This is a genomic window from Pantoea eucalypti (assembly GCF_009646115.1).
GTDB lineage: Bacteria > Pseudomonadota > Gammaproteobacteria > Enterobacterales > Enterobacteriaceae > Pantoea > Pantoea eucalypti.
In genome coordinates this window covers 1,316,192-1,336,818 of sequence record NZ_CP045720.1, presented here as the reverse complement: position 1 = coordinate 1,336,818, position 20,627 = coordinate 1,316,192, and the positions used below count along the sequence as shown (strand labels likewise).

Annotated in this window: 13 protein-coding genes; 8 read left to right on the top strand and 5 right to left on the bottom strand. The window is 54.4% G+C overall.

Annotation, left to right across the window (positions count from 1 at the left end; genetic code table 11):
* The first annotated feature begins 136 nt into the window (after nt 1-136).
* The 3 genes from EE896_RS06300 to rcsB are packed head-to-tail and all read left to right on the top strand — an operon-like array spanning nt 137 to nt 4,620.
* Complete coding sequence (locus tag EE896_RS06300) at nt 137-1,291, top strand: MFS transporter (RefSeq protein WP_003854200.1); 1,155 nt, start codon at nt 137-139, stop codon at nt 1,289-1,291.
* A 19-nt stretch (nt 1,292-1,310) separates the two neighbouring features.
* A complete protein-coding gene (rcsD, locus tag EE896_RS06295; RefSeq protein WP_008926131.1) occupies nt 1,311-3,968 on the top strand; it encodes a phosphotransferase RcsD in 2,658 nt (885 codons plus the stop codon).
* A gap of 1 nt (nt 3,969) precedes the next feature.
* Complete coding sequence (gene rcsB / locus EE896_RS06290) at nt 3,970-4,620, top strand: response regulator transcription factor RcsB (protein WP_003854204.1); 651 nt, start codon at nt 3,970-3,972, stop codon at nt 4,618-4,620.
* 52 nt (nt 4,621-4,672) lie between these two features.
* On the opposite strand, the gene rcsC is transcribed toward rcsB, so the two are convergent.
* Nucleotides 4,673-7,525 (bottom strand): two-component system sensor histidine kinase RcsC, encoded by a 2,853-nt coding sequence (rcsC, locus tag EE896_RS06285; RefSeq protein ID WP_003854206.1) that lies wholly within the window; start codon nt 7,523-7,525, stop codon nt 4,673-4,675.
* 842 nt (nt 7,526-8,367) lie between these two features.
* Nucleotides 8,368-11,040, bottom strand: a complete 2,673-nt coding sequence (gyrA, locus tag EE896_RS06280; RefSeq protein WP_003854208.1) for a DNA topoisomerase (ATP-hydrolyzing) subunit A — start codon at nt 11,038-11,040, stop codon at nt 8,368-8,370.
* A gap of 177 nt (nt 11,041-11,217) precedes the next feature.
* Between gyrA and ubiG the strand changes: the two genes are divergently transcribed.
* The 4 genes from ubiG (at nt 11,218) to yfaE (ending at nt 16,200) form a co-directional block, all read left to right on the top strand.
* Complete coding sequence (gene ubiG / locus EE896_RS06275; RefSeq protein ID WP_003854209.1) at nt 11,218-11,943, top strand: bifunctional 2-polyprenyl-6-hydroxyphenol methylase/3-demethylubiquinol 3-O-methyltransferase UbiG; 726 nt, start codon at nt 11,218-11,220, stop codon at nt 11,941-11,943.
* Nucleotides 11,944-12,448: 505 nt separating this feature from the next.
* A complete protein-coding gene (gene nrdA, locus EE896_RS06270; protein ID WP_003854215.1) occupies nt 12,449-14,734 on the top strand; it encodes a class 1a ribonucleoside-diphosphate reductase subunit alpha in 2,286 nt (761 codons plus the stop codon).
* Nucleotides 14,735-14,806: 72 nt separating this feature from the next.
* Nucleotides 14,807-15,937 carry a class Ia ribonucleoside-diphosphate reductase subunit beta gene (gene nrdB / locus EE896_RS06265; protein ID WP_003854217.1) on the top strand — a complete coding sequence of 377 codons (1,131 nt, stop codon included), beginning with the start codon at nt 14,807-14,809 and terminating at the stop codon, nt 15,935-15,937.
* 2 nt (nt 15,938-15,939) lie between these two features.
* Nucleotides 15,940-16,200, top strand: coding sequence for a class I ribonucleotide reductase maintenance protein YfaE (yfaE, locus tag EE896_RS06260; protein WP_003854219.1), 261 nt, complete (start codon nt 15,940-15,942; stop codon nt 16,198-16,200).
* Nucleotides 16,201-16,339: 139 nt separating this feature from the next.
* Here yfaE and EE896_RS06255 read toward each other — a convergent pair whose 3' ends face one another.
* The gene (locus EE896_RS06255; RefSeq protein WP_140916273.1) at nt 16,340-17,536 is read right to left on the bottom strand and encodes a nicotinamide mononucleotide deamidase-related protein YfaY; all 1,197 of its coding nucleotides are present in this window, start codon (nt 17,534-17,536) and stop codon (nt 16,340-16,342) included.
* 248 nt (nt 17,537-17,784) lie between these two features.
* Entirely contained in the window at nt 17,785-18,096 is a 312-nt protein-coding gene (gene elaB / locus EE896_RS06250) for a stress response protein ElaB (RefSeq protein ID WP_003854223.1), read from the bottom strand.
* A gap of 335 nt (nt 18,097-18,431) precedes the next feature.
* Between elaB and EE896_RS06245 the strand changes: the two genes are divergently transcribed.
* A complete protein-coding gene (locus EE896_RS06245) occupies nt 18,432-20,090 on the top strand; it encodes a glucan biosynthesis protein D (RefSeq protein ID WP_008926468.1) in 1,659 nt (552 codons plus the stop codon).
* A gap of 32 nt (nt 20,091-20,122) precedes the next feature.
* Here the strand turns inward: EE896_RS06245 and EE896_RS06240 are convergent, their stop codons facing one another.
* Nucleotides 20,123-20,581 carry a GNAT family N-acetyltransferase gene (locus EE896_RS06240; RefSeq protein ID WP_105098956.1) on the bottom strand — a complete coding sequence of 153 codons (459 nt, stop codon included), beginning with the start codon at nt 20,579-20,581 and terminating at the stop codon, nt 20,123-20,125.
* Between the last annotated feature and the right edge of the window lie 46 nt (nt 20,582-20,627).

The following is a 20,627-nucleotide window of genomic DNA, read 5'->3' as shown; positions in this document are numbered from 1 at the left end:
ATGCAACAAAAGTCGGTAAACTGCCGGTTTTGCCATTTATGCGATGTGACTGCACCACTTTTGACAAGAGGCGCAACGGCCACTGACTCGCGGCCAGTGCTACACTTTTCCGCTTTAACATTGATGAATCCGACCTATGACCGCACTGGACGCTTCACAACAACATAAACATCAAAGCCGCCTTAACTGGGGTACACGCACTATCTTTTTAATTAATGGCTTAGGGATGTCAGCCTGGGCTCCGCTGGTGCCGTTTGCCCGGGATCGTCTGCAGCTCAGTGGCGCGTCCCTGGGCGCCTTGCTGCTCTGTCTGGGTATTGGTTCGCTGGCGGCGATGCCGGTGACCGGCACGCTGGTGGCGCGTTTTGGCTGCCGTCGCGTGATGTGCGTCTCCACCCTGTTAGTACTGATGATGATGCCGCTGCTGGCGACAGCAGACTCTCATCTGGTGATGGCGGCTGCGCTAATGCTTTTTGGTGCCGGGCTGGGCATGCTGGATGTGGCGATGAATTATCAGGCGGTTCAGGTTGAGCAGGCTGCAGATAAACCGATGATGTCGGGCTTTCATGGTTTCTTCAGTCTTGGTGGTATTCTGGGCGCAGGAACCGTCAGCCTGTTGCTGAGCCGGGATTTCACTCCACTGACCGCTACGCTGGTGGTAATGGCAATAATGCTCTTGCTGCTGCTGTGGCGATTGCCGGTCCTGATGAATGCGCGTCTGCATCAGCCCGATCAGCCCTGGCTGGTGATCCCACGTGGCTGGGTTGCGTTCCTTGGCCTGCTCTGCTTTATCCTTTTCCTGGCGGAAGGGGCCGTACTGGACTGGGGCGCGCTGCTGCTGCTGCAGAACCCGGCGATGTCACCCGCCTATGCCGGACTCGGCTATGCCGTCTTTTCCGTCGCGATGACGCTGGGCCGTTTTAGTGGCGACAAGATCATCCAGCGTTTTGGCCGCTATCCTGTGATGCTCTCCGGCGCCCTGACCGCCGCAGCGGGTATGTGTCTGGCCGTCTGGCTGCCGTGGCCGGAGATCGCTCTGCTGGCTTTCCTGCTGGTCGGCTTTGGTTTATCCAATACGGTGCCGATGTTGTTCAATGCTGCCGGGAATCAACAGGATATGCCTGCGAACCTGGCGATTTCTGCCATGACAACGCTGGGATATGCGGGTATTCTCTCAGGTCCGGCTTTAATCGGATTCATTTCGCAATGGATCAGCCTCAGCGGCGCATTTTTACTGATCGCCCTGTTGCTGTTAGCGGTAGCCGCCAGTGCGCGAAAAGTTGCGCGATAATTCAGGTACCTGACACGCTATGTTGTATAAGTTTCCACTGACCTCCGGCAATGTCACCCGCTTTTTTGTGGTTTTCAATCTGGTGCTCCTGCTGGCGCTGGGCTTTATGGTGCATAACTCGGTCAATGCCTGGCTGACCGGGAAACGCTATGCTATGGACGATCTGGCGCGTGACGTACAGAAACGTATTGATGCCTATCGCTTTGCCACCTGGCAGATATATGAAAACCTCTCAACCAGCGCAGCCGGTGCGCCACCTGGCAGTAACCTGCAGGAGACGCGGCTGCGTCCTGATGTCTATTATCTGGAAAAAACCCGGCGTAAAACGGAAGCACTGATTTTCGGCTCACATGACAGCAGTACGCTGGATATGACCATGCGGATGTCGAACTATCTCGACACGCTGTGGGGCGCGGAAAATCCCACGTGGTCGATGTACTTTTTAAATGGTCAGGACAACAGCCTGATTATGATTTCGACCCTGCCACTGAAAGATATGGCAACGCGCTATAAAGAGAGCGCCATCAGTTCAATGGTGGATAGCCGTCGCGCTGAGATGCTGCAGCAGGCCAATGCGCTGGATGAACGCGAGAGCTTCTCGCCACTGCGCCACCTCGCCTTCCAGAACGATCACTATTTCACGCTGCGCACCACCTTTAACCAGCCGGGCCATCTGGCCACTGTTGTCGCCTTTGATCTGCCGGTTAACGATATTGTTCCGCAGAACATGCCGCTGGAAAACTTCCAGCTGCGTCAGGACACCTCAATGCCTGCCAGCAGCAGTGAACAGCAGGATGTGGAAAATACCCGTGTCTCACTGGTTAATCCCAATATCGAGATTGCGGCCACCCTGCCAAGTACGCCGTTGCAGCTGGTTTATCAGGTGCCGATTACTCGCCTGATTATCGACAGCCTGCATAATCTGCTCTGGCCGCTCCTGATCAATCTGCTGCTGTTCCTGCTCTCGCTGGCGGGGATCGTGCTGCTGCGTCAGCAGTCACTGCGTCCCAGCGAAAACCAGAGCGCTGAACTCGATTCACTGCGGGTGCTGAATGAAGAGATTGTGGCCAGCCTTCCGGTCGGTCTGCTGGTTTATGACTTTGCCAGCAACCGCACTCTGCTGAGCAATAAGATTGCTGAACATCTTTTGCCTCACCTCAATCTGCAGAAGATCATTAATATGTCCGACCAGCATCAGGGCGTGCTGCAGGCCACCATCAACAATGAAGTGTATGAGATCCGACACGCCCGCAGCGTGCTGTCGCCGCATACGCAGCTGTTTATGATGCGTGATCAGGATCGCGAACTGCTGGTTAACAAGAAATTGCAGAAAGCGCAGCAGGTGCTGGATCGCAATCATCAGATGCGCCAGCAGCTGCTGCATAATCTGGGCCATGCGCTGAATCAGCCACTGGAAAAAATGGTGGCGCAGCTGGTGCAGCTCAGCCAGCGTGATGCCGATGAAACCGTACTGGACCTGCTCGACGAGAGCCAGGGCCTGGCGCGACTGGTAGATGATATCGTGCTGCTGAACCGGCTTGAAGCACACGACTGGTCACCGGATGCGACCGTCTTCAACCTGCAGGAACTGCTGGATGAGATTGCGCTGGAAAGCCTGCCGTTGATGCGCCGCAAAGGGCTGTCGCTGGTGGTGAATAATCATCTGGCGAATGACGAGACGCGCTTTGGCGACCGTCGCGCCCTGCGCAAAGTCCTGACCACGTTGATGCACTACGCCCTGACCACGACCCGCTGGGGGAAAATTACCCTGGAAGTTAAGGCTGCGGAGAAGCAGGCCGACAGAGTGATCATCGAACTGGTGGATACCGGTGCGGGCCTGACGGTGGATGAACTGGCGAATGTCGACTTCCCGTTCCTGGGGGATACCAGCCAGGATCGTTACGGACAGGCCTCCGGCATGGCGTTCTTCCTGTGTAAGCAGCTCTGCAAGCAGATGGGTGGCAGTCTCGATATCGTGGCAAAAGCGGATATCGGCACGCGCTATAACATGCAACTGCCGCTGGTGCTGGAAGAGAAGCGTGAGGAAGAAGAGGAAAAAATTCTGGATGGCGTGACCGCGCTGGTGGAGATCACCGTGGAGGACGTACATAAAATCGTCTGCCGTCATCTGGAGAACTGGGGAGCGCGTTGTCTGACACCTGATGAGCGCATTTCCGGTCAGGATCACGATGTCATGGTGACCGACGATCCCTCGAAGCTTAGCGGCTGGGCACTGCTGCTGGCGGAAGATGAATTGGGTCATCATGCACTGAACGACCAGCAGTATCGGGTCAATTTCAATCTCAGTAATGCGATGCTGGATGCATTGCTGGCCCTGATTGAGAAACAACTGTCGCATGATGTGATGGATAACGACATGGAAGACGACGCGGCCACGCCATTAATGAGCGGCGGCTATTTCCAGCTGTTTACGGAGACAGTACCGGTTGATGTGAAGAGACTGTATACTGAGTCGGCGGAAAAGGACTACGCCTCGCTTGCTCAGACAGCGCATCGCCTAAAGGGCGTGTTTGCCATGCTCAATCTGACTCCCGGCAAACAGCTTTGTGAAGAGTTAGAACACCACATTAAAGCGTGTGACGATTCAAACATTACAAATACCACCAGTGATATTGACGCTTACGTCAATCAACTGCTGCAGCAAGGTAACCAATAAGATGAATAACTTAAACGTAATTATTGCCGATGACCATCCAATTGTCCTTTTCGGTATCCGAAAGTCTCTGGAACAAATTGAATGGGTCAACGTTGTAGGTGAGTTCGAAGACTCAACAGCACTGATCAATAATCTGTCCAAGCTTGATGCCAACGTCCTGATCACCGACCTCTCTATGCCAGGTGAGAAGTATGGCGATGGTATTACGCTGATTAAATATATTAAACGCCACTACCCGGATCTCTCGATTATTGTTCTGACCATGAACAATAACCCGGCGATTCTGAGTTCAGTCCTTGATCTCGATATCGAAGGGATTGTCCTGAAACAGGGCGCGCCTACCGATTTACCAAAAGCATTGGCTGCACTGCAGAAAGGCAAGAAATACACGCCAGAAAGCGTTGCGAAACTGCTGGAGAAGATCAGCGCGGGTGGTTATGGCGACAAGCGCCTGTCACCGAAAGAGAGTGAAGTGCTGCGTCTGTTTGCAGAAGGTTTCCTGGTAACCGAAATCGCCAAGAAACTGAACCGCAGTATCAAAACCATCAGTAGCCAGAAGAAATCAGCGATGATGAAACTGGGCGTGGATAACGATATCGCACTGCTGAACTACCTGTCCTCTGTCAGCCAGAGTCAGGTCGAAAGAGACTAAGTTCCTCCTGAAGCGGTGCAGCTGCACCGCTTCGCCTCTGCCCTTTCCTGCCCTATCCCCGCCGCGTTTTACGAACCCGTTCAGCATAGATTGCCAGCGTCACTTTCAGCACGTCTAACGTCACCGGCTTCGACAGACAGTTATCCATACCTGCATCCATACAACGCTGTTTCTCTTCTGCCAGCGCATTCGCCGTTACGCCCACAACCGGGAAAAGATGGCCCAGCTGACGTAATCGCTGCGTCAGGCGATAACCATCCATGTTCGGCATATTCACGTCGGTGAGCACGATATCAATCTCATTACGACTCAGGACATTCAGGGCATCAACGCCATCCTGGGCCGTTTTCACCTGATAGCCCAGCGTGCCAAGCTGTTCAGACAGCAGCATGCGGTTAATAGGATGGTCATCGACGATCAGCACCATGATGTCATCGTTATGAACTTTCTCTTCTACCGGGGTGGCCAGCAGCAGCGCATCGGCGGCGTCATTGCCCAGTGCAATCCGGTAGATGCGTGCCAGCAGCGCCGGCACCTCGTGCAGTGTGGCGGTGGAGTGGATCCAGCGTCCCGGCTGACGTTCACGCGGCATATCGACATGGGATCCGTCAAACGTGACCAGTGCGCGAAGCGGTGCATCAGTCTCCAGTTCGTAATCCGTCATGACCACATCATCCGGGCCTGGCTTACCGTTATACTCCGCTACCTGAATGCCCTGCTGCTGAATCTGACGCGTGATAAACGCCGCAAGATACTCATTGCGCATCGCCAGCCAGATTCTCTTATCCTGTAAGTCCTCCAGCAGCATCAACGACGGCTTCTGTCCCTGGTAAATCGGAATACGCACAATAAACTGGCTGCCCATGCCTGGCTCTGAGTCGACCTCAATGTCGCCATCCATCATATTGATCAGCTTTTCACAGATCGCCAGTCCCAGCCCGGTCCCCTGGAAATTACGCTGCACGCCATTTCCCACCTGGAAGAAAGGATCAAACAGGCGTGGAAGCTCTTTCGCCGGAATACCGACACCGGTATCACGAACGCGGAAAGCCAGATAGCCCTGTGCAACGTAGGCGTGCAGAATAATACAGCCGGTATGCGTAAACTTAATCGCGTTGTTAAGCAGGTTCGAGATCACCTGCTGCAGGCGCAACGGATCGCCGTCCAGCACCTGCGGAACGTCATGTTCGATAAAGCAGTAAAGCGTCAGCCGCTTCTTCACCACCAGCGACAGATAGTTGCCCACAATGTGCGTGACAATTTCGCGAGGGGCAAACGGACGTGGCTCAATTTTCAACTGTTCTGACTCGATTTTCGAGAAGTCGAGAATATCACTGATGATCTTCAGCAGCAGGCTGGAGGAGTTGTTCATGGCCGTCACCAGCGAGTCGATACCGCTGGGTAGCTCTTTGGTCTGCAACAGATCGAGGTTACCGATAATGCCATAGAGCGGCGTGCGCAGTTCATGACTGACGGTGGCAAGGAACATCGATTTTGACTGGCTCGCCTGCTCTGCCGCGTGGGCCATCTCCTGCAGAGACTGCTCCATCCTTACGCGCGCCGAGACATCAACCAGCACACAAATCGCGACGTTCTCATTACGATAGCGCGAATGCACAAAGCTGATTTGCAGGTTGGTATTGCTGCCGGTCAGCACATCAACAAAGTTAACCTGCTGCCCGCCAATGATTTCATTCAGCCGAAGGCGGTCCTCCTGCGTCAGCAACGTCAGATAATTATGTGCCAGCTCATTACTCAGAATATTGGTGCCGTCGCTGGTGCGTAAGATACAGATCCCCACCGGCGCCGAGGCGACAATCTTACGGTTAAACTGCTCATGCTCTTCCAGACGGTGTGCATTCTCCTCTGCCGGCAGGAACATCCGGCGCTCGAATACCCAGGCGAGAGTAAACAGGATAACGGCACTGAAAATATTGAGCAGCAGCGCATTGATGATCATCAGCTTGAGCTGATCCACCATCACATCGGTAGGTACTGACCACACCACATTCAGATCGGAGGGCGGAAGTGGCTTTTTCAGCACCAGCTGACGATAACCATTCAGGTAACCGAACCAGGTTTTATCATCAGGCAGATTGTCGAGCGAGAAGCCCAGGCCGCCGCGCCGCGAGTTAAGCAGTGGACGATAGTTCTCATCGGTAATCGACGCAATGATCGGCAGGCTGCCCGGCTGAATAAACTCATCCAGTCGGATATTTTGCTCAACACCCAGCAGTGCCTGTAACTTGTTCGCGACGTAAACCGGCACCACCATATAGAAAGTGCCGACGCCAGGCTGAGCACTGCTGTTGATCCAGTACATCGGATTTCGGCGCTCTTCTTCACTGCTGTTGCGATAACGCAGCACATTCTCACGCAGCGATTTCAGGCTGCGTTCCCGATCAGCGTTGCTGCTGCCAATCGTAAAGTCGGCCAGACACTGACTTTCTCCACCGATAAAGAACACCCGATTCAGTTCATACGACGAGGCGAAGTTACTTTTCCAGTAATTGATGTAGTAGCTGAGAGAATCGAGCGAGTTGCGCCAGGTATTGCTCATTGAGGTACAGTCGCCATCCGAAAAGAGTGGCGTAAACTGCGGCTGGGTTGTTTTGCCTGGCATCATGCCGGTCAGTACATCCAGGCCACTGCTGGCATTGGTTAAGCGGTTCTCGGTGATATATTTCAGTTCACGCACCATGTCCGCCGAATGGCGCACATACCACTGAATCGTGCCGTAGTTGCTGGCAAACTCCTGCCGAACCTGCGTCTCTTTATTATGCAGTACGCTGATAATATAAAACGCTGTCAGAACGGCGCCCAGCGTCCAGATTAGCAGCGCCAGCGCGCGGAAAAGGTAGCGCGAGATGCGAAGCGTAGTGCGGAAAGAGACAGGATATTTCAAAGGTGACTCGCAGTTGGCAAGGTTAGTCGCATCATCGATTTTTAATGCCCATACACTAGCTTTATCGGGCGAAAAAAGCCAGCCAGCCGCAGGTTTAGCGGAAAGTTTGGGAATCTTTTAAGACAGTGAAAGCGACACGTTAACTCCAGCATCCAGTGGCCGCTTCTGCGCACTCAAACAAACAGACGCTCACAACATTGAAAAGCGACGCCGCTGACTAAACAAGAAAGGCCCGCACTGCCCGAAGAGCAAAGCGTCCACGCCAGGGATGGCGTGGCCGATCCGCAGGGATGCGGGACTCCTTTGCAATCGGGCAGTGCAGGCCTTTCGGCTACACCCGACTGACAGCCACCGTCTCCCCCACCCAGTCACCTCTGTCCTGCAATCCACACAAAACGACGCCGCCGCCCAAACAAGAAAGACCCGCACTGCCCGAAGAGCAAAGCGTCCACGCCAGGGATGGCGTGGCCGATCCGCAGGGATGCGGGAATCCTTTGCGATCGGGCAGTGCGGGCCTTTCGACGGCTCCCCTCTCACAGCCACCAGCTCCCGCCCCTCTGCCACCTCTGTCCTGCAACCCACACAAAGCGACACCACAACCCCAACAAGAAAGACCTGCACTTCCCGAAGAGCAAAGCGTCCACGCCAGGGATGGCGTGGCCGATCCGCAGGGATGCGGGATTCCTTTGCGATCGGGCAGTGCGGGTCTTTCGACGGCTCCGATTTCGCAGCCATAAGCTCCCTGCTCCCTGCAATCCTCCCCATCACATCAAAAAAAACGGCAGGCCGGGTTTCCCCTGACCTGCCGTTTCTGCAACGAACCTCAGCTCACATCAGACAAATTATTCTTCGTCTTCAGCCGCGTCGTCTTCGTCTTCTGCATCCGCTTCCGGTGCAATCTCTTCATCGTCGATCTCTGCTTCTGGCGCGATATCATCCTCGCCTTCCGCTACGCTACCGTCGATTGAATCCAGCTCTTCTTCTTCAACCGGCTCGGCAACACGCTGCAGACCGACCACGTTCTCATCCTCTGCGGTACGAATCAGAATCACACCCTGGGTATTACGACCCACGACGCTCACTTCTGACACGCGGGTACGCACCAGCGTACCAGCATCGGTGATCATCATAATCTGATCGCCATCGACAACCTGAACCGCGCCAATCACCGGACCATTACGTTCGGTCACTTTGATAGAAATAACACCCTGCGTCGCACGCGACTTGGTCGGGTATTCGCTGTTGGCAGTACGCTTACCGTAACCATTCTGGGTCACGGTCATAATTGCACCCTCTTCACGCGGTACAATTAGCGAGACCACACGATCGCCTTCAGCCAGCCTGATGCCGCGAACGCCAGAGGCAGTACGACCCATCGCACGGACTGCGGTTTCTGCAAAGCGCACCACTTTACCGGCCGCTGAGAACAGCATCGCTTCGTCATTACCATTGGTCAGCGCCACACCGATCAGCTCATCATCGTCACGCAGGTTCACGGCAATAATACCGGCGCTGCGCGGACGGCTGAACTCTTTCAGCGCGGTCTTCTTCACGGTTCCCAGCGCGGTCGCCATAAAGATATTGAAGCCTTCGGTATACTCACGTACCGGCAGAATCGCTGTAATACGCTCGTTGGCTTCCAGCGGCAGCAGGTTCACGATCGGACGTCCCCGCGCACCACGACTCGCTTCCGGCAACTGATAAACCTTCATCCAGTAGAGACGACCACGGCTTGAGAAGCAGAGAATCGTGTCATGGGTATTGGCCACCAGCAGACGATCAATGAAGTCCTCTTCTTTAATACGTGCGGCTGACTTGCCTTTACCACCACGACGCTGCGCTTCATAATCGGTCAGCGGCTGATACTTCACGTAGCCCTGATGCGACAATGTCACCACAACATCTTCCTGATTGATCAGGTCTTCGATATTAATATCAGCGGTATTGGCAGTAATCTCTGTGCGACGCTCATCGCCGAACTGATCACGCATCAGCTCCAGCTCTTCGCGAATCACTTCCATCAGACGATCGGCGTCAGACAGAATGCGCAACAGCTCTGCGATCTGCTCCAGCAGACCTTTATACTCATCCAGCAGCTTCTCGTGCTCAAGACCGGTCAGTTTCTGCAGACGCAGATCCAGAATCGCCTGAGCCTGCTGCTCGGTCAGATAGTACTGACCGTCACGGATGCCGTACTGCGGATCCAGCCACTCCGGACGAGCGGCATCGTCGCCCGCACGTTCCAGCATCGCTGACACATTACCCAGATCCCACGCCTGCGCAATCAGACCCGCTTTCGCTTCTGCCGGGTTAGGTGCACGACGAATAAGCTCAATAATCGGATCGATATTCGCCAGCGCAATCGCCAGACCTTCCAGAATATGCGCACGGTCACGGGCTTTACGCAGTTCGAAAATAGTACGACGCGTCACGACTTCACGACGATGGCGAACGAAGGCGTCCAGAATCTCCTTCAGTGCCATAATCTTTGGCTGGCCCTGATGCAGCGCCACCATATTGATACCAAAAGAGGTCTGCAGCTGGGTCAGTGAATAGAGATTATTCAGAACCACTTCGCCGACGGCATCGCGCTTGATCTCAATCACGATACGCATGCCGTCTTTATCAGACTCATCGCGCAGTGCGCTGATGCCTTCAACGCGCTTCTCTTTCACCAGCTCCGCAATCTTCTCAATCAGGCGTGCTTTGTTAACCTGATACGGAAGCTCATGAATGATGATGGTCTCGCGGCCCGTTTTCGCATCGGCTTCCACTTCGCCACGCGCACGGATATAAATTTTACCGCGACCGGTGCGGTACGCTTCTTCAATACCACGGCGACCATTGATGATGGCGGCTGTCGGGAAATCTGGCCCCGGAATGTGCTCCATCAGCTCTTCGATGCTGATGTCTTCATTTTCAATATATGCCAGGCAGCCGTTAATCACTTCACGCAGGTTATGCGGTGGAATGTTGGTTGCCATACCCACAGCGATACCGGAAGAACCGTTCACCAGCAGGTTAGGGATTTTGGTTGGCAGAACTTCAGGGATCTGCTCAGTGCCGTCATAGTTCGGGACGAAATCGACGGTCTCTTTTTCCAGGTCAGCTAACAGGTCGTGGGCAATTTTCGACATGCGAATTTCGGTATAACGCATCGCCGCGGCGGAGTCGCCGTCGATGGAACCGAAGTTGCCTTGTCCGTCCACCAGCATGTAACGCAGGGAGAAAGGCTGGGCCATACGTACAATGGTGTCGTAAACGGCGGAATCACCATGCGGGTGATATTTACCGATAACGTCACCGACGACGCGGGCAGATTTTTTATAGGGTTTGTTCCAGTCGTTACCCAGTACACTCATCGCAAAAAGAACGCGACGGTGAACCGGCTTCAGGCCATCACGCACATCGGGTAAAGCTCGGCCAACGATGACCGACATGGCGTAACCGAGGTAAGAATTTTTTAATTCTTCTTCGATATTGACCGGTGTAATTTCTCTCGCAAGGTCGCTCATGGAGCCGCTATCCCTCTACTTAATCCCGGATTTTAAAGGTGCGAAAGTATATCACACTGCAATGCTCTGGTGAACGTTAACCACCGATTTCCCCCGCTTTTCATTGCCCCTGAAAGGTGTGCCAACTGCGGTTAAGCGTTTATACTGTGGGCACATTTTGTCAGGAGTTACGATTCAATGAATGCACAACCGCAGAATCATCAGCATAACGTCGATGCGCAGGAAATTGCCAAGTTTGAGGCCGTTGCCTCGCGCTGGTGGGATCTGGAGGGTGAATTTAAACCGTTGCACCGTATCAACCCGCTGCGCCTGGGCTACATCGCGCAGCACAGCAACGGTCTGTTCGGTAAAACCGTGCTCGACGTCGGATGCGGCGGCGGCATTTTATCCGAAAGCATGGCGCGTGAAGGCGCCGTCGTGACCGGTCTGGATATGGGTGCGGAACCGCTGGCCGTGGCGCGCCTGCATGCTCTGGAGAGCGGCGTGACGCTGGACTATGTGCAACAGACCGTTGAAGAGCATGCCGATCAGAACGCCGGAAAGTATGATGTGGTGACATGTATGGAGATGCTGGAGCACGTGCCGGATCCGCGCTCGGTGATTCACGCCTGTGCGAAGCTGGTCAAGCCCGGCGGCGAAGTCTTTTTCTCAACGCTGAACCGCAATCCAAAGGCCTGGCTGCTGGCGATTTTCGGCGCGGAATATGTGCTGCGCATGTTGCCGCGCGGCACCCATGATGTGAAGAAATTCATCCGCCCATCCGAACTGCTGGGCTGGGTCGATGAAACGCCCCTGCGTGAACGCCACATTATTGGCCTGCATTACAACCCGGTGACCAACCGCTTCAAACTGGCGCCCGGCACTGATGTGAATTATATGGTGCACACTCACCACGCGGGTTAAGTCATCTGCCCGCCTGAATCCGGGCGGGCACTTTTTCCTCTGCCTGCTCTTCCTGTCAGAGCGGTCACTGCCCTCGCCTGGTGGCAGGCATTCCGATGGCTGCCAATAGGTTACGTCAGCCATGCCCGCATCCGCTCAACGTCGCGGCCCCCTGCTAGCGGCTTTTATCCATTTTTCATCCCTTTTCTGGCTGAATCCTGAGGATTGAATAAGAAACACGCGCCCGATCATAATAAGAAAAAAAAGTGTGATCCGGTTGACATGTTGCCAGGCCTTACAAGGCGTGGGCTAAGAAATTTCGCAAGAATTACAACCCCTCCAGCCATCATTTTTTGCTCTTGTTAAGCGGCCGTAAAATACTAAAATATGCCCCCATGTAGTTATGACTTTTCTCTTCACCCCCTAGATGTAGTGTTTATCCACACATTATTCACAATGAATAGGCTGTGTATAAACCGGGATTTCTTTTAATTTTTGGATACTCACGCAAAGGTAAATACGCGACATGAACCAGAGTCTGCTCGTTACTAAACGCGATGGCCGCCAGGAGCGCATTGATCTCGATAAAATTCACCGTGTGCTGGACTGGGCAGCTGAAGGGCTGAACAACGTCTCAGTGTCACAGGTGGAACTGCGCTCTCACATTCAGTTCTATGATGGAATCAGAACGTCTGACATTCATGAGACTATCATCAAGGCCGCAGCAGACCTCATCTCTCGCGATGCCCCTGACTATCAGTACCTGGCTGCCCGCCTGGCGATCTTCCACCTGCGCAAAAAAGCGTATGGTCAGTTTGAGCCGCCGAAGCTTTATGATCAGGTCGTTAAGATGGTCGACATGGGCAAATATGATCGCCACCTGCTGGAAGATTACAGCCAGGAAGAATTCGCGCAGATGGACGAGTTCCTCGACCACTGGCGAGACATGAACTTCTCCTATGCCGCCGTGAAGCAGCTGGAAGGCAAATATCTGGTGCAGAACCGCGTCTCGGGTGAAATCTACGAGAGTGCGCAGTTCCTCTACATTCTGGTCGCGGCCTGCCTCTTCTCTGGCTACCCGCGCGATACGCGTATGGATTACATCAAGCGTTTCTATGATGCGATCTCAACGTTTAAAATCTCGCTGCCGACGCCAATCATGTCAGGTGTGCGAACCCCGACGCGTCAGTTCAGCTCCTGTGTGCTGATCGAGTGCGGCGACAGCCTGGACTCCATCAACGCCACCTCAAGCGCGATTGTGAAATATGTTTCTCAGCGTGCTGGTATCGGCATCAACGCCGGTCGTATCCGTGCGCTGGGCAGCCCGATTCGCGGCGGTGAAGCGTTCCACACCGGCTGTATCCCGTTCTACAAGCATTTCCAGACTGCGGTGAAGTCCTGTTCTCAGGGCGGCGTGCGTGGCGGTGCAGCGACGCTGTTCTACCCGATGTGGCATCTGGAAATCGAAAGCCTGCTGGTGCTGAAAAACAACCGTGGTGTTGAAGGCAACCGCGTGCGTCACATGGACTACGGTGTACAGCTCAACAAGCTGATGTATCAGCGCCTGCTGAAAGGCGAAGATATCACCCTGTTCAGCCCGTCTGACGTGCCAGGCCTGTATGATGCGTTCTTCGCCGATCAGGATGAGTTCGAACGTCTCTACACCAAATATGAGCAGGATCAGAGCATCCGTAAGCAGCGTGTTAAAGCGGTCGATCTCTTCTCGCTGATGATGCAGGAACGTGCTTCAACCGGCCGTATCTACATTCAGAACGTCGATCACTGCAACACTCACAGCCCGTTTGATCCGCGCATCGCCCCGGTTCGCCAGTCTAACCTCTGCCTGGAAATCGCCCTGCCGACCAAACCGCTGGAAGATGTTAACGACGAAAACGGTGAGATTGCACTGTGTACGCTTTCTGCGTTCAACCTTGGCGCCATCGAAAGCCTCGACGATCTGGAAGAGCTGGCTACCCTCGCCGTTCGTGCGCTCGATGCGCTGCTCGATTATCAGGATTACCCGATTCCGGCTGCCCAGCGTGGCGCAATGGGTCGTCGTACCCTGGGTATTGGCGTGATCAACTACGCTTACTATCTGGCGAAGCACGGTGTGCGCTACTCCGATGGCAGCGCCAATGGCCTGACGCACAAAACCTTTGAAGCCATTCAGTATTACCTGCTGAAAGCGTCCAATGAGCTGGCGAAAGAGCAAGGTGCCTGCCCGTGGTTCAATGAAACCACCTATGCGCAGGGCATCATGCCGATCGACACCTACAAGAAAGATCTGGACGCGATCAGCAACGAACCGCTGCATCTCGACTGGGAGAGCCTGCGTGAAGAGATCAAAACGCACGGCCTGCGTAACTCGACCCTGTCTGCGCTGATGCCGTCTGAGACCTCGTCGCAGATCTCCAATGCCACCAACGGCATCGAGCCACCACGCGGTCACATCAGCATCAAAGCATCGAAAGATGGCATCCTGCGTCAGGTGGTGCCGGAGTATGAGCGTCTGAAAGATCAGTACGAACTGCTGTGGGAAATGCCGAACAACGATGGTTACCTGCAACTGGTGGGCCTGATGCAGAAATTCATCGACCAGGCGATTTCGTCTAACACCAACTACGATCCATCACGCTTTACTAACGGTAAAGTGCCGATGAAACAGCTGCTGAAAGATCTGCTGACCGCGTACAAGTTTGGCGTGAAAACGCTCTACTATCAGAACACCCGTGACGGTGCGGAAGATGCGCAGGATGACCTGGCACCTTCTATCCAGGATGATGGCTGCGAGAGCGGCGCCTGTAAAATCTAATGGTCAGGCGGGAGATTCTCCCGCCTCATTCATTTCACGAGGCCTGGCTTCGTCTACTTTTGGACAACTTTTATGGCTTACTCCACTTTCTCACAGAACAAAAATGATCAGCTGAAAGAGCCGATGTTTTTCGGTCAGTCCGTAAACGTGGCGCGCTTCGATCAGCAAAAATATGACATCTTTGAAAAGCTGATCGAAAAGCAGCTCTCCTTCTTCTGGCGTCCGGAAGAGGTTGATGTCTCACGCGACCGAATTGACTACCAGGCGCTGCCGGACCACGAGAAGCATATCTTTATCAGCAACCTGAAGTATCAGACACTGCTGGATTCCATTCAGGGTCGCAGCCCGAACGTCGCCCTGCTTCCGCTGATCTCGATTCCTGAGCTGGAAACCTGGATTGAAACCTGGGCGTTCTCCGAGACGATCCACTCGCGTTCTTACACCCATATCATCCGTAATATCGTTAACGATCCGGCGGTGGTATTCGACGATATCGTCACCAATGAGCAGATTCTGGCGCGTGCCCAGGATATCTCTCGCTATTACGACGATCTGATTGAGATGACCAACTACTGGCATCAGCTGGGCGAAGGCACGCATAAGGTCAACGACAAACAGGTTGTGGTCAGCCTGCGCGCCCTGAAGAAGCAGCTCTATATCTGCCTGATGAGCGTCAATGCGCTGGAAGCGATCCGTTTCTATGTCAGCTTCGCATGTTCATTCGCTTTCGCCGAGCGTGAACTGATGGAAGGCAATGCCAAAATCATCAAACTGATCGCCCGCGATGAAGCGCTGCACCTGACCGGCACCCAGCATATGCTGAACCTGCTGCGCAGCGGCGAAGACGATCCGGAAATGAAAGAGATTGCGGCAGAGTGTCGTGAAGAGTGCTTCGAGCTGTTTAAGAAGGCAGCGCTGCAGGAGAAAGAGTGGGCGGAATATCTGTTCAGCGGCGGTTCAATGATCGGCCTGAACAAAGACATTCTCTGCCAGTACATTGAGTACATCACCAATATCCGTATGCAGGCAGTTGGCCTTGATCTGCCCTTCCAGACGCGCTCTAACCCGATCCCATGGATTAACTCCTGGCTGGTGTCTGACAACGTGCAGGTTGCGCCACAGGAAGTGGAAGTGAGCTCCTATCTGGTGGGTCAGATCGATTCTGAAGTAGGCGCTAACGACTTCGACGACTTCCAGCTTTAATCATGAGTCGCGACGTTGTTATTCTGCGCAGTTCCGGCGCCCGGCTGGAATGCGCAGAAGATCACCCCAATCTGCTCTCCCTGCTGGAAGCCAATAATCTCTGCGTGGAGTTTCAGTGCCGCGAAGGTTACTGCGGCTCCTGCCGGATGCGGCTGCTGAAAGGCGAAGTGCATTACCCACAGCGGCCGCTGGCCTTTGTGCAGCAGGATGAGATTCTGCCCTGCTGCTGCAAAGCTAAAGGCGAGATCGAGCTTGAGTTATAACTGAGACGGAACAAGTCTGGCTTGATTTGCTGTTAGATCGAGTCAGCTTATTTATTGCTGTGAGAATGCCCCCGCAAAGGGTCATTCACAGTCACATACAAAACGGGCGCCTCTGGTGCCCGTTTTGTTTTCACTGAAATTACTGTCTGACAGATTCAACCACATCAATCCAGCCGTGGCCGGTGCTCACTTCGCTGCCGTGTAACCAGCGGCGCAGCATATTCATCGCCATCATCGCCACCACCTTCTGGCGCGTCTCCAGGTTATGACGACCGGTGCTGAACTTCACGCGCTGACCAAAGCCGCCATCCGGCGTATGTAACGCTACCGAAATCGTTTCCTGTTCCAGGCTGCCAACAGAAAGCGCCAGCGCTGCCTGCTGCTGTGCGGCAAGTTCGCGCGTGCGCGTCACCTGCTGCTCCAGCGTCTCCTGCGTTGATGGCAAAATGTCAGCGCCCCGCAACGGCACGCTGGCAGCAGCCAGTTGCCAGTAAAGCAGCCCGGCGGTGTATTGCTCGCTGACCGCCAGTTGCTCACCACGCTGCGTCAACTCGCCTGCCAGCAGCGCCGGTAAGCCTTCCGTACCTTCAAAGATAGTGCACTCCGCCAGTAACAGACGCACCTGCTGCCACACCTGCTCCATCGCGACACGCTGACTGGCCGGGCCGGTCAGTTTGATCTCAATGATCGGCATCGACGAGCGATAGCCCATCACCACACCTTCCGGCAACGCCAGCGGCTCCAGCTCAGCGGCAATATCACTTTCACCGCGACCAAAGGTGGTCAGTCGCAGACAAATCGGCGGTTCGGGCGGCGAGAATTTTGCTTTCAGACGGGGAATGATCTGCTGCTCCACCATCACCTTAAATTCAGACGGCACGCCAGGCGTGAAGAATATCCAGCAGCGGTTGAGTTGCAGGGCAAAGCCACAGGCGGTTCCGACCGGATTATCAATCAGCTCCGCATTGGCCGGAATTTCAGCCTGCTTGCGATTGCTGGCGGCCATCACGCGGCCACGGCTGGCAAACCAGGCTTCCATTTGTTCCAGCCAGTCCTGCTGCATCTCCAGTTCAACCCCACAGGCACGAGCGGCTGCCAGTGCGCTGAGATCGTCACTGGTGGGACCCAGGCCGCCATTCACAATCAACACGTCGGCCTCATGGCTTCGTGCCTGCAGGGTCTCGATGAGCGATTCCAGTGAATCCCCAACCGTGGTTCGGCTGGTCATGGGCAAACCTTGCTGGAATAAAATATCAGCCAGCCAGGCGGCATTGGTATCGACGATTTGGCCATGCAGCACCTCATCCCCGGTAGACAGCATCTCAATTCTAATCACGTCCGGTTCTCCTTTTCACGTTTATTTAACTGTATGAAGTCCACCTGCGAAACACAATCTGTGTGACCCGTGTTTGTTACTGGTTTATCTAAAGCAGCACGTTGCGCATAAAAGTGAATGAGGGTGAGGCAGGCTCAACAGAGGTGAATCAATGAGGGGGTTAAGAACACAATAAAAAAAACGGCGGGATTTCCCCGCCGCAGGTTTACTGCTGTCGTCTGTTACCGCGCTACATCAGCGAATCGCGATTAGCGACGCGCCAGCAGTAGGCCGAGAACCAGACCCGCGGTTGCACCAATACCCACGCCCTGCCACGGTTTTTCGTGCACGTAATCGTCTGCACGGTATGCCGCTTGTTTAGCGCGATAGTAGTAACTGTCGGACGCCTGGCTGACACGGGATTTAACATCGTTCAGCGCCTGTTCAGCTTTGCTTTTAAGCTCAATGTATTTCTGATCGGCCGGATCGCCTGATGCCTTAAGCACTTCTTCCAGGGTTTCGGTCAGTAACGCAATATCGTCATCGAGGCCCGATTCGAATTGATTTGTCTGATTTACCATTATTTCCTCCGTGTGAATTGCAAAGCAGTTCATTAACTATAGCCATAATCTGGCGCTCTGCTGATTTCCTGCTCCAGGAATCACCTGATTTTTCATCTGTTAATCTTACTCAGTGCAGGCGGTGCGCCGCTTCGCTGCGCAAAGAAGTGTAAGACGCAGCGGCAACCGCCGAATTTCGCTTCGCTTCTTTGATTAATCTGATAAATTTTGTCGTGACTGAATTTTCCAGTAACCCTACTGTCGTACCCCTCTGTTGCCTGTGATTATCGGGCCATGAAAGTGCATGTTGCACAACAGTCACGACACCCTCGAACAGCTAAGGAATGATCTCTGGCATGAATCGAAGAATGTTTATGAAAGCGTCAATGGCCTTCTCTGCCGTCAGCGGCATGACCGGCCTGTCAACGCTGTTTGCGCAATCCGCATGGGCAGAAGATGGCATTGCTGACGGAACCGCCGTACGCTTCGATTTCGACGTATTGAAGAAAAACGCGGCTGCGCTGGCGAAGAAACCCTGGGGCGGTGCACCAGGTGCACTGCCGGAGACGCTGGCCACACTGACCCCACAGGCGTACAACGAAATTCAGTATGACGCCAACCACTCACTCTGGAATAACCTGCCCGATCGTCAGCTGGACGTGCAGTTCTTCCACGTCGGCATGGGCTTCAAGCGGCGCATCCGCATGTTCTCTGTTGACGGCGAGAGCCGTCAGGCACGCGAAATTCACTTCCGCCCTGAGCTGTTCAACTATAACGACGCGAAGGTTGATACTAAGCAGCTGGAGGGCAAAACTGACCTCGGCTTTGCCGGTTTCCGCGCCTTTAAAAAACCGGAACTGGCCCGACGCGACATCGTCTCATTCCTGGGCGCAAGTTACTTCCGTGCGGTAGACGATACTTACCAGTATGGCCTCTCGGCCCGTGGTGTCGCGATCAACACCTTCAGCAATGGCCAGGAAGAGTTCCCCGATTTCACCGCCTTCTGGTTTGAAACGCCGAAAGCGGAAGATACCACCTTTACCTGCTATGCCCTGCTGGATGGCGCGAGTGTCACCGGTGCCTATAAGTTCATCATCCACTGCGAAGAGAAACGCGTGGTGATGGAGGTGGAAAACCACCTGTTCGCCCGTAAAGAGATCCGTCAGATTGGCATCTCGCCAATGACCAGTATGTTCAGCTGCGGCACCAACGAGCGCCGCATGTGCAACACCTACCATCCGCAGATCCACGACTCCGATCGTCTGGCGATGTGGACCGGTAAAGGCGAATGGATCGCCCGCCCACTGAATAATCCGCAGCGTCTGCAGTTCAATGCCTATGAAGATGAGAATCCGCGAGGCTTTGGCCTGCTGCAGTTAAATCACGACTTCAAAGATTATCAGGATGTGATTGGCTGGTATGACAAACGTCCGAGCCTGTGGGTGGAGCCGGTCGGCAAGTGGGGCAAAGGCGCAATTAACCTGATGGAGATCCCGACCACCGGTGAAACGCTGGATAACGTAGTCTGCTTCTGGCAACCGGCTGAGCCGGTCAAAGCGGGCAGCGAGCTGAACTTCTCTTACAAGCTCTACTGGAGTGGTCTGCCGCCAGTACGTAGCGGTCTGGCACGTGTGGATGCGACCCGTACCGGTATCGGTGGTTTCCCGGAAGGCTGGGCGCCTGGCGAACACTTCCCGGAAACCTGGTGCCGCCGCTTCGCCATCGATTTTATTGGTGGTGATCTGCAGGCTGCTGCGCCGAAAGGCATTGAGCCGGTGATTACCGTTTCATCCGGCAGCGTGAAGCAGGTTGAAATTCTGTATGTCGATCCGCTCAAAGGATACCGCATCCTGTTTGACTGGTATCCGAACAGCGATTCCACCCAGCCGGTAGAGATGCGTCTGTTCCTGCGCAGCAAGGATGAGACGCTGAGTGAAACCTGGCTTTATCAGTATTTCCCGCCTGCGCCGGATCAGCGCAAATATGTCGATGACCGTCAGATGACGGTGGGTTGATGGAATAAAGCGAGGCTCAGGCCTCGCTTTTTTTATGGCGCATTCTTCAGCATATCGACGTGCGGAATGCCATCTTCCAGATAGTTCTCCCCCACCGCCACAAAGCCATGCTGCCCATAGAAGTTTTCAAGATGCGCCTGCGCGGAGAGAAATATGTCACGGCCCGGCCAGTGCTGCTGACAACTGCTAATCGCCTGCTCCATCAGACGATTGCCCAGACGCGCACCGCGCACCCGATCTGAAACAATGACCCGTCCAATTTTCACCGGGCTGGTTTCATCTTCCGGGGAAAGAAGTCGCGCATAAGCCACCAGCTGATCATCCACCGTGCCCAGCAGATGCCTGTTTTCGGCCTGTAAATCTTTGCCATCCACATCAAGGTAAGCACACTGTTGCTCCACCACAAACACCGCACTGCGCAACGCCAGCAGCGCATAGAGTTCCGGGGCGGTAAGTTCGCTATGGTGTTTATCCTGCCAGTCAATGTTCATGGTCTCTCCTTACTAAACCAGACACTCTACATCAGCGCGAGGTCGT

Bases quoted from the DNA above. Each gene is read 5' to 3' on its own strand.
- EE896_RS06300 (WP_003854200.1), top strand. From the start codon at position 137: ATGACCGCACTGGACGCTTCACAACAACATAAACATCAAAGCCGCCTT.
- rcsD (WP_008926131.1), top strand. From the start codon at position 1,311: ATGTTGTATAAGTTTCCACTGACCTCCGGCAATGTCACCCGCTTTTTT.
- rcsB (WP_003854204.1), top strand. From the start codon at position 3,970: ATGAATAACTTAAACGTAATTATTGCCGATGACCATCCAATTGTCCTT.
- gyrA (WP_003854208.1), bottom strand. From the start codon at position 11,040: ATGAGCGACCTTGCGAGAGAAATTACACCGGTCAATATCGAAGAAGAA.
- ubiG (WP_003854209.1), top strand. From the start codon at position 11,218: ATGAATGCACAACCGCAGAATCATCAGCATAACGTCGATGCGCAGGAA.
- nrdA (WP_003854215.1), top strand. From the start codon at position 12,449: ATGAACCAGAGTCTGCTCGTTACTAAACGCGATGGCCGCCAGGAGCGC.
- nrdB (WP_003854217.1), top strand. From the start codon at position 14,807: ATGGCTTACTCCACTTTCTCACAGAACAAAAATGATCAGCTGAAAGAG.
- yfaE (WP_003854219.1), top strand. From the start codon at position 15,940: ATGAGTCGCGACGTTGTTATTCTGCGCAGTTCCGGCGCCCGGCTGGAA.
- elaB (WP_003854223.1), bottom strand. From the start codon at position 18,096: ATGGTAAATCAGACAAATCAATTCGAATCGGGCCTCGATGACGATATT.
- EE896_RS06245 (WP_008926468.1), top strand. From the start codon at position 18,432: ATGAATCGAAGAATGTTTATGAAAGCGTCAATGGCCTTCTCTGCCGTC.
- EE896_RS06240 (WP_105098956.1), bottom strand. From the start codon at position 20,581: ATGAACATTGACTGGCAGGATAAACACCATAGCGAACTTACCGCCCCG.